The sequence below is a fragment of the Streptomyces sp. SID3212 genome (genome assembly GCF_009865405.1).
Classification (GTDB): domain Bacteria; phylum Actinomycetota; class Actinomycetes; order Streptomycetales; family Streptomycetaceae; genus Streptomyces.
Genome location: NZ_WWJY01000796.1, coordinates 1 through 8,837 on the forward strand (window position 1 = coordinate 1; position 8,837 = coordinate 8,837).

The 8,837-nt window shown below is 73.3% G+C and carries 5 protein-coding genes and 1 pseudogene; 3 read left to right on the top strand and 3 right to left on the bottom strand.

The window, feature by feature from the left end; genetic code table 11:
* Window positions 1–55 precede the first annotated feature (55 nt).
* A complete protein-coding gene (locus GT042_RS24085) occupies window positions 56–2,086 on the bottom strand; it encodes a UvrD-helicase domain-containing protein (RefSeq protein WP_237531117.1) in 2,031 nt (676 codons plus the stop codon).
* A gap of 595 nt (window positions 2,087–2,681) precedes the next feature.
* Here GT042_RS24085 and GT042_RS24090 point away from each other — a divergent pair.
* Window positions 2,682–2,885, top strand: coding sequence for a hypothetical protein (locus GT042_RS24090; protein WP_161310821.1), 204 nt, complete (start codon window positions 2,682–2,684; stop codon window positions 2,883–2,885).
* Between the two features lie 30 nt (window positions 2,886–2,915).
* Here the strand turns inward: GT042_RS24090 and GT042_RS24095 are convergent, their stop codons facing one another.
* Window positions 2,916–4,559: a DNA repair helicase XPB gene (locus GT042_RS24095; protein WP_161310822.1), complete on the bottom strand. Its 1,644-nt coding sequence runs from the start codon at window positions 4,557–4,559 to the stop codon at window positions 2,916–2,918.
* Between the two features lie 200 nt (window positions 4,560–4,759).
* Here GT042_RS24095 and GT042_RS24100 point away from each other — a divergent pair, with 200 nt between their 5' ends.
* Window positions 4,760–5,461, top strand: a complete 702-nt coding sequence (locus GT042_RS24100; RefSeq protein WP_161310823.1) for a VanZ family protein — start codon at window positions 4,760–4,762, stop codon at window positions 5,459–5,461.
* Window positions 5,462–5,611: 150 nt separating this feature from the next.
* On the opposite strand, the gene GT042_RS24105 is transcribed toward GT042_RS24100, so the two are convergent.
* Window positions 5,612–8,167: a helicase C-terminal domain-containing protein gene (locus GT042_RS24105; protein WP_345943894.1), complete on the bottom strand. Its 2,556-nt coding sequence runs from the start codon at window positions 8,165–8,167 to the stop codon at window positions 5,612–5,614.
* Window positions 8,168–8,562: 395 nt separating this feature from the next.
* Here GT042_RS24105 and GT042_RS24110 point away from each other — a divergent pair.
* Window positions 8,563–8,837 (top strand): annotated as a pseudogene (locus tag GT042_RS24110) (hypothetical protein); the annotation flags it as partial.

The following is an 8,837-nucleotide window of genomic DNA, read 5'->3' on the forward strand; positions in this document are numbered from 1 at the left end:
AGCCCGTCCGGCGATTGAGGACAAAAGCACGGCCGCCAGGCCAAGGGCGAGGGCCTCAGGACAGCGCCATCGGCAACGGCAGCCCGTGCAAGATCGACAGGCCCGACACCGCCCGCGTCAACGCCACGTACAACCGCCTCAGCCCCGTCCGTTCGTCCGGCTCCCCCGACACCACCGCCGACGGCTCGTCCAGCACCACGTAGTCGTACTCCAAGCCCTTCGCCAGCGACGCCGGCACCAGCGTGAGCCGCGCCTCCGCCGTCGTTTCCTCGCCCGGCGAGAGGAAACGCAACCCCGCCGCGGACAGGGCAGCCGCCAGCACCGGAATCCGCGCGTCCGCCGCGATCAGGCCCGTCGACCCCTCGTGCGCCAACGACTCCTCGCACGCCGAAACCACCGCCGCCGACAGCACGTCCTCGGAGACGCGCCGTACCGACAGGGACCCCGGCGCCTCCCGTACCGACTCCACCTCCGCCAGCCCCGGCGAGATCAGCGGCAGCAGCCGCGACGCGTACGCGATCACCTCGCGCGGCACGCGGAAACCGGCCGTCAGCTCCTCCACCACCGCGTCCGGCTTGCCCAAGTGGTGGAGCGCGTCCGCCCAACTCGCCGTCGCCCACGGGGTCGTGCCCTGCGCCAGATCGCCCAGCACCGTCGCCGACCCCGTCGAGCAGCGCCGGCCCACCGCGCGGTACTGCATGGGCGAGAGGTCCTGCGCCTCGTCGAGCACCACGTGGCCCAACGAGTGCGTACGGGCCACGAGATCGGCCGCCTCGTCGATCAACACCGCGTCCGCGGCGGACCACTTGACCGACTTCACGCTCCGCGCCGGCTTCGCCCACAGGATCGTCGCCTGCTCCTCCGGCGTGAGCAGCCCCTCCGCGTGCGCCGCGAGGAACTCCGCGTCCGACAGCAGCCGCAGCACCAGCTTCGCCGGATCGACCAGCGGCCACATCGCCTTCACGGCCGCCTTCACCGCGGGGGTACGCGCGACCGCGTCCTGCACGCGGTCGTCGGGCGCCTCGCCCGCCTCCTCCATCCGTACGAGCACGGCGTGCGCGATCCGCTGCGGCAACGCGTCGTGCGCGGCGCCGTACCGCATGTCGCGCTCCAGCAACTGCCGTACCAGCTCCTCCAGTTCGTACGCCGGCACCCGCCACCGCCGCGAACCGCGCACGACCACCACCGGCTCGGTCGGCAGCGTCACATGGGAGCGGACCGCCCGCCGCAGCACCTCTGCCATCCGCGCGTCGCCCTTGATGACGGCGGCGTCGGCCGGGTCCGTGCCCCGTACCGCCACCGCGGCCGAGGTGACCAGGCTCTCCACCGTCGCCTGCTTCACCTCCAGCTCGCCCAGCGCGGGCAGCACCTGCTCGATGTAGTGGAGGAAGGACGCGTTCGGCCCGATGACGAGCGTGCCGGTGCGGGCGAGCCGCTCCCGGTGCGCGTAGAGGAGGTACGCGACGCGGTGCAGGCCGACGGCGGTCTTCCCGGTGCCGGGGCCGCCCTGCACACACACCGTGCCGCCGAGCCCGCTCCGTACGATCTCGTCCTGCTCCGGCTGGATCGTCGCCACGATGTCGCGCATCGGGCCGACGCGCGGACGCTCGATCTCGGTCTGGAGCAGCTTGCTGGTCTTCGCGGCCTCGGTGGGGTCGGAGAGGTGTTCGTCCTCGTACGCCGTGAGCTCGCCGGCCGTGTAGCCGAAGCGCCGGCGCAGTCCGACGTCGTGGGGGTCTTTCTTCGACGCCCGGTAGAAGGGCTGGGAGACGGGCGCGCGCCAGTCGACCACCATCGGGTCGCCGTCGGCGTCGTGGACATGGCGGCGGCCGATGTAGAAGCGCTCGCCCTCGGCGCCCTCGGCCTGGTCCGCGCCGACGACGTGCAGGTAGTCGAGCCGGCCGAAGAAGAGCGGGGTGTGGGAGAGGTCGGCGAGCGACTTGATGCGGTCCTGGATCTGGGCCTCCAGGACGGCGGCGTTGACCCAGTTCGCGGTGACGTCGCGGATGTCGAGCGACTGGACGTCCTCGCGCATGGCGCGCAGGGCGGCCCGCGACGAGCTGAGGTGGGCCCGTTCGCGCCCCAGCGGGTCGTCGGAGGGGGAGCTGGAGTCCGCAGGGTCGGTGCGGTCGGCGCTCGATGCGGTGGGTGCGGTGGGTGCGGTGGGTGCGGTGAGGGTGGTGTCGGGTTCGGGGTCGTGCGCGGACACGGTGCTGCCTCCGGGCTGTACGCAGGCCGACGGGCCGCAGGCCCTTGGTGCTGGGACGGGGCGGCGGTGTCCGGTCGGCGTGGATCACGTCATGGCAGCCGCCCGGTTTCCGTCCGGGTGGCGGCGCTCCGCGAGGGAGGCGGAGGCGGGCAAGAGGGGAGAGTGTAGCCAGCGGGTGGCGGCGGGGCGAATGCTTTTCGCCCCGCCGGGGAGAATGCTTTTCGCCGGGGAGTGGGCCGCAGGGCGGCTGCGGGACGCGGACGGGGGACGGGGACGGAGACGGTGGACGGGGACGGGGTACGTGGGCGGCTGCGGGGCGGTCCCCCGATCGAGGTCCGCGAGGCCCACGCACCGTAGTCCCCCGGTCGTCCCCCGTAGGGGATCCCCTATATCCCGAGTCGTACGCCGCATCGCCCAGGATTCCGTCCGGAGAGCGACGCGCTTCGGGGGGTCGGCGCGCGACCATGGACATATGAGTACAGCGACCTTCATCCCGCCCCGCGCCCCACACGGCGCCTCACTCTCCGGCGCGACCGCCACCGGCGCCGTGCCCCACCCCGCTCACCACCTGGGCAACGCCCTGCGCGCCGCCAAGGTGTACGTGGCGACCGCGTTCAACGTCGCCGTCCTCGGTGAGTACTGGGAGGAGGCGGGCGTCGTCAGACGACGCCTCTGAGCGACGACCCGCTCCCGTCTCAGCCCCGTCTCAGCTCTCCGCCAGCAGCTCGTCCGCGTCCACGATCCGGTACGCGTACCCCTGCTCCGCCAGGAACCGCTGCCGGTGCGCCGCGAAGTCCTGGTCGATCGTGTCCCGCGCGACCACCGAGTAGAAGCGCGCCTCGTGCCCGTCCGCCTTCGGCCGCAGTACCCGCCCGAGCCGCTGCGCCTCCTCCTGGCGTGACCCGAACGTCCCCGACACCTGGATCGCGACCGTCGCCTCCGGCAGGTCGATCGAGAAGTTCGCCACCTTCGACACCACCAGCACCGAGATCTCGCCCTGCCGGAACGACTCGAAGAGCTTCTCGCGCTGGGCGTTGCTGGTCTCGCCCTTGATGACCGGCGCGTTCAGGTGCTCGCCCAGCTCGTCGAGCTGGTCGATGTACTGGCCGATGACCAGGGTCTGTTCGCCCTTGTGCTTCCGTACGAGCGCCTCCGTCACCTTCCGCTTCGTGGCGGTCGTCGCGCAGAACCGGTACTTCTCCTCCGTCTCGGCGGTGGCGTACGCGAGCCGCTCGCTGTCGGTGAGGTTGACCCGTACCTCCACACAGTCGGCGGGCGCGATGTACCCCTGCGCCTCGATCTCCTTCCACGGCGCGTCGAACCGCTTCGGCCCGATCAGCGAGAAGACGTCCGACTCGCGGCCGTCCTCCCGTACGAGCGTCGCGGTCAGCCCGAGGCGGCGGCGCGCCTGGAGGTCGGCGGTGAACTTGAAGACGGGCGCGGGCAGCAGGTGCACCTCGTCGTAGAGGATCAGCCCCCAGTCGCGGGAGTCGAACAGCTCCAGGTGCGGATAGACACCCTTACGGCGGGTCGTGAGCACCTGGTACGTGGCGATCGTGACCGGGCGGATCTCCTTGCGCGTACCGCTGTACTCGCCGATCTCCTCCTCGGTCAGCGTCGTGCGCTTCACCAGCTCGTGCTTCCACTGGCGGGCGGAGACGGTGTTCGTGACCAGGATCAGCGTGGTCGCCTTGGCCTGCGCCATCGCGCCCGCGCCGACCAGGGTCTTGCCCGCCCCGCAGGGCAGCACGACCACGCCCGAGCCGCCGTGCCAGAAGCCCTCGACGGCCTGCTTCTGGTACGGGCGCAGGGCCCAGCCGTCCTCCACCAGCTCGATGGCGTGCGCCTCGCCGTCCACGTACCCGGCGAGATCCTCGGCCGGCCAGCCCAGCTTGAGGAGCGTCTGCTTGATCTGGCCGCGCTCGGAGGGGTGTACGGCGACGGTGTCCGGGTCGAGCCGCGCGCCCACCAGCGGCGCGACCTTCTTCGACCGCAGGATCTCCTCCAGGACGGGACGGTCCGTGGAGGTCAGGACCAGACCGTGGGTGGGGTGCTTGGACAGCGTGAGACGCCCGTACCGGGCCATCGTCTCCGCGACGTCGACGAGCAGGGCGTGCGGCACGGGGTAGCGGGAGAACTCCACCAACGCGTCGACCACCTGCTCGGCGTCATGCCCGGCGGCACGCGCGTTCCACAGGCCGAGCGGGGTCAGCCGGTACGTGTGGATGTGCTCGGGCGCACGCTCCAGCTCGGCGAAGGGCGCGATGGCCCGCCGACAGGCTCCGGCCTGTTCGTGGTCGACTTCGAGCAGCAAGGTCTTGTCGCTCTGGACGATGAGGGGTCCGTTCACAGCTGCGCCCTTTCGGTCTTTCCTTGGGCCGTCACTCGTGCTTTCCGGCCGTCGCTCCGGGGCCGTCACTCGTTGTGCCAAACGACCAGTGTCGCTCATACCGGGCCGATTCGGGGGCGCGGTGGGGTCGGTCCGCGTGAGCGGGGCGATCCGCAGGCTCTGGGGGGACTGTCCCGGCCAGGGCTGGGCACCTGGCTCCTATGACCGCTGAGACGCGCAAGGCAGAACCGGACAGAGCCGCCCCGCGACGGATTTCCTGGGGCCGGGCCCTGTTGCGGGTGATCATTCTGGTGGTTGCCTTCCTTGCCCTGGTGGCCTTTTCGGCGGTGCTGGCCGACCTGACGCTCACGCCGTCCCCCGCCTCCGCCGACATCGCGGGGTCCAACCTGCGGCCGGGGCACTCGCTGCGGCAGTACGCGGAGGACTACACGTTCCTCGCCGCGTGCAAGCAGATCGGCGGGAACATCGTGATGGGCATGCCGTTCGGGCTGATCCTGCCGGTGCTCATGCCGCGCCGGCTGCCGATGCTGCGGGTCGTCGTGCTGACCGCCGTGGTCATGGCGCTGGTGGAGCTGGCGCAGGGTTCGATCGTCCAGGGCCGTGCCTTCGACGTGGACGATGTGATCCTGAACACGTCGGGCGCGCTGCTCGGTTACCTGCTGCTGGGCCGGAAGATCGGGCGGCGGTTCCACGCGCTGGGAGTACCGCAGCCGGTGCCGGCGGCCGAGACCGCGCCCGAGCCTGTGGTGGCCGAGCCGGCCCCCGCGCGGACGGCCAGCACCCGCCCCTCGGTGAGGAAGCGGACACTGACCAAGCCCAAGCTGACGCCCATGACGAGTTCGGGGGAGAAGCCCCGGGCCAACTGGAGCGAGCGGCTGGTGCGGCTCGGGCGCCGGAGTTAGAACGGAACGGACCGGGTGGTCTCCCTCGCCGGACGGGCTTCGCGGCCCGTCCCGCGTCCGTTCGCCGTCCCGCGTCCGTTCGCCGTCCCGCGTCCGTTCGCCGTCCCGCGTCCGTTCGCCGTCCCGCGTCCGTTCGCCGTCCCGCCTTCGTCACGCCGTGTCGTCCGCCAGTTCCGCCACACCCGTGATCCGGTGCAGCGGGTACGTACGGACCTCGTCCGCCGTGTGGTCGTACGCGGTCACGAAGCCGCCCTCGACCCGCACCGGCGCGATCACCCGCTGACTCGCCGCGCCCTCCGCGTTGACGTATCCGATCCAGAGCGCCGAACCGGTCATGGCGGCCGCCTGGACCGTGGCCAGGGTCTCCGCCGACGTCGTACGCGGCAGGTCACCCGACCTGGAGGGTCCGGCCGCCTTTGCCGACGAGGACGACACCGCCCGCGCGCGGGACCGTGAACCCGCCGGTTCCGGAACGGTCTTGTGTACGACGGTCGACGCCAGGTCCCCCGCCCGGATGGCCCGTACCGCCGCCCCCAGCAGCGTCGGATCCGGCACCGGCGGTCCGTCCGGCACCGGCGCGGGCGCCGTACGGGGAGGGGTCCGGTGCGCGTGCGCCCGGGTGATCAGGACGTCGCCGTCGGCCGACTCCGCCGCCGGCGCGAAGCCCATCGCCCGCAACCCCTCCAGCAGCGACGACGGATCCGCCTGGGCCGCCAGGACCGTCGGCGCCAGCCGCCGCAGCCGCATCCCCTGCGACCGCCGGTCGGCGACGATCTCGTCCAGCACCGCCTCGTCGTCGCAGCGCACGTACGCGTTGGCCGAACCGACCCGCAGATGACCGTGCTTGCGGGCCACGTCGTCCACCAGGTACGTGAGCGGCTGCGGCACCGGCGTACGGCTGTGCGCCCTGAGGAAGTCGTGCAGGCCGGTCGCCGACTGCCCGGCGTCCAGGGCCCGTCGTACGGACGCGGGGGTGAAGCGGTAGACCGTCGCCCCGCCCGTCGACTCGACCTCGGCGGCGACGGACAGCAGTTCGGCGAGCGGTCGCAGGAGCGGACCGGGCGCCACGGCCGTGAGGTCCGCCTGGAGCAGTACGTGGTCCAGGGGCTCGGGCAGCAGCGGCCTGAGGGCCTCCGCCGCGCGCAGACCGGCGGCGGCCAGTTCGGCGGGCGTGGTGGTGATCCCCTCGGCGGGGTCGCCCAGCGCGTCGAGCAGCGCCCGGCCGTGGGTGGAGAGCGCGCCCCGGCCGGTGAGACCGAGCATCTCCGCCTCGTTCAGCGTCCAGGCGGCGAGCCGCCCGCGCAGGTCGTCGGGGCGGCCGGCCGCCGAGGCGCCGCGCAGCGGGCGCTCCCAGCGCAGCCGGGCCATCAGCGACTCGGGGTCGGGCGGGGTGCCCTCGGGCAGCGTGGCGAGGAGGTCGAGGATCCGGCGGCGGACCTCCGGCGCGGGGCCCCGGTCCAGGTCCGGGCCGAGGGCCGCGAGCGTACGGCCCTTGGCGTCCTGGCCGCCGACCAGACCGGCCGTACGGGTCGCGGTCAGCCACGCGACGGCGAGCCGCGCCCAGCGCTCGGGGGAGGGCAGCTCCTCCCACTCGTCGTACGCGGGGGTCGGCGCGTACCGTTCGTCGGCCTCGCCGTCCGCCGCCAACAGCCCCGCCGCGTAGGCCAGTTCGACCCAGAAGGCGGCGATCGGCTCGGTGACGCCGAGGGCGGCGGCGGTGCGCTTCAGGTCCCGTACGGACAGACCGCCGGCGCGCAGGACGCTCGGGCCGCCCTCGTTCCAGTCCTTGGCCAGCTCCTCGACGGTGGCGAGGGCGGTGTACGCCTGCCCGGCCGCCGTACTGTCCACAAGCTGTGGACGGGAACCGGAACCCGGCTCGCTCGTCCGGGGCGCGACGGGCGGCGCGACCGGCTCGATCACGCGGTGCGCCCGCCCGGCGCGCAGGTGCAGGGCCACCTCACGGGGCAGGACGACCGTGCGGGTCGTCGCGGGCAGCAGCAGGCCCCGGTCGCGCAGCCACTGCACGGGCGGGGTGGGGCTGGAGGTGACCTCCCCGTACGGCGGCCCCCACACCAGCCGGTCCAGCACGGACAGCGCCTCCATGGGGGCGGTGTCCAGCAGGGCGGCCATGCGGGTGCGGTCCGTGAACAGCTCGGTCAGGGACGCGACGGCGGAGACCGGGTCGTGGGTGGACGGCAGCCAGGCGGCCGTCAGGATCTCCTGGATCCGGCCCGGCGACATCCCGGCGGTGGCCTCGGCGACGGTCGGGCCGAGGCCGGTCGGGGACGGGTGGGTCGGCGAGGGCGCGAGCAGTTCGCGGGCGGTACGGACCAGCCGCAGCCGGGTGTCACTGCCCCAGATCAGCGCCTGGTCGCGCAGCCGTCCGACGGCGCCGGGGAGGGCGCGCTCGATGCGCGGGTCGCCCTCGTCGCCGGTGAGGAGCGCGCGGAGCGTGTCGTACGGCGCGGGCTCGGGGGCGACGGCGAGCGCTTCCGCCGTCTGGAGCGTGAAGCGGTCGAGACGCTCCAGCGCCCGGACGACGGAGGCGCGGGTACCCGCGCGGGTCGCGAGCTGCGAGAGGTCGTTGGGCACGGGGTTGAGCAGATCGGGTCGGGCGCGGAGGAGCGCGGTGAGGGAGTCGTCGCCCCGGGTGCGCAGGGCCTCCGCGAGAGTGCGCGGTGGCGTACCGCCGGTTCCATCTGGCACGTGCGCCTCCTGCTCAGGCTTCGCGGGTCCCCATCCGTCCCACGTTAGCCCCTGAGGAGCGGTCTGCCGCGCCCCCGGGCGGAGGAGGTCGGGCGGGGAGGGGCGGGGGAGGCTTTCTTCGTACCGGGTGTGCGGCTCGTTCGTACGGGGTGCGCGGCTTGTTCGCACGGGGCGTGCGGTTTGTTCGTACGGCGTGCGCGGGCTCGTTCGTACGGTTCCGGCGGACGTGTTCGGCCCGTTCGGGCGGCCCGTTCCGGACGATACGGGCGGACCGTCGCGTTCCGCCCCCGACGCGGGCGAGGAGCCGGCCGGGCGGGCTTGTCCGTACTGGACGTACGGGTATGACTCCGACAGCATCGCGTGCGTGCACCTGCGTGTACCTGTGGGAGGAACGTGTGGGGATCGAGAGCGACCAGCTCGTCTACGACTACCTGAGCCGGGTCGGCGACGCGGCGCGCCAGCAGCAGCTGGCGTCCGGGGACCGGATGAGACTGGTCTCGACGCTGCGCAACGAGATCGACCGGCAGCGCGGGAAGTTCGGCGGCGACAGCCCGGCGGCGGTACGGCGCATCCTCGGGCGCATGGGGGAGCCGAACGCGGTGGTGCGGGCGGCGTCGAGCGGGGCGGACGGGTCCGGCGACACGGGGGGCGGGTACGCGCCGCCGCCCCC

Coding starts and splice junctions, on each gene's coding strand:
- GT042_RS24090 (WP_161310821.1), top strand. CDS start 2,682: ATGAGTACAGCGACCTTCATCCCGCCCCGCGCCCCACACGGCGCCTCA.
- GT042_RS24100 (WP_161310823.1), top strand. CDS start 4,760: ATGACCGCTGAGACGCGCAAGGCAGAACCGGACAGAGCCGCCCCGCGA.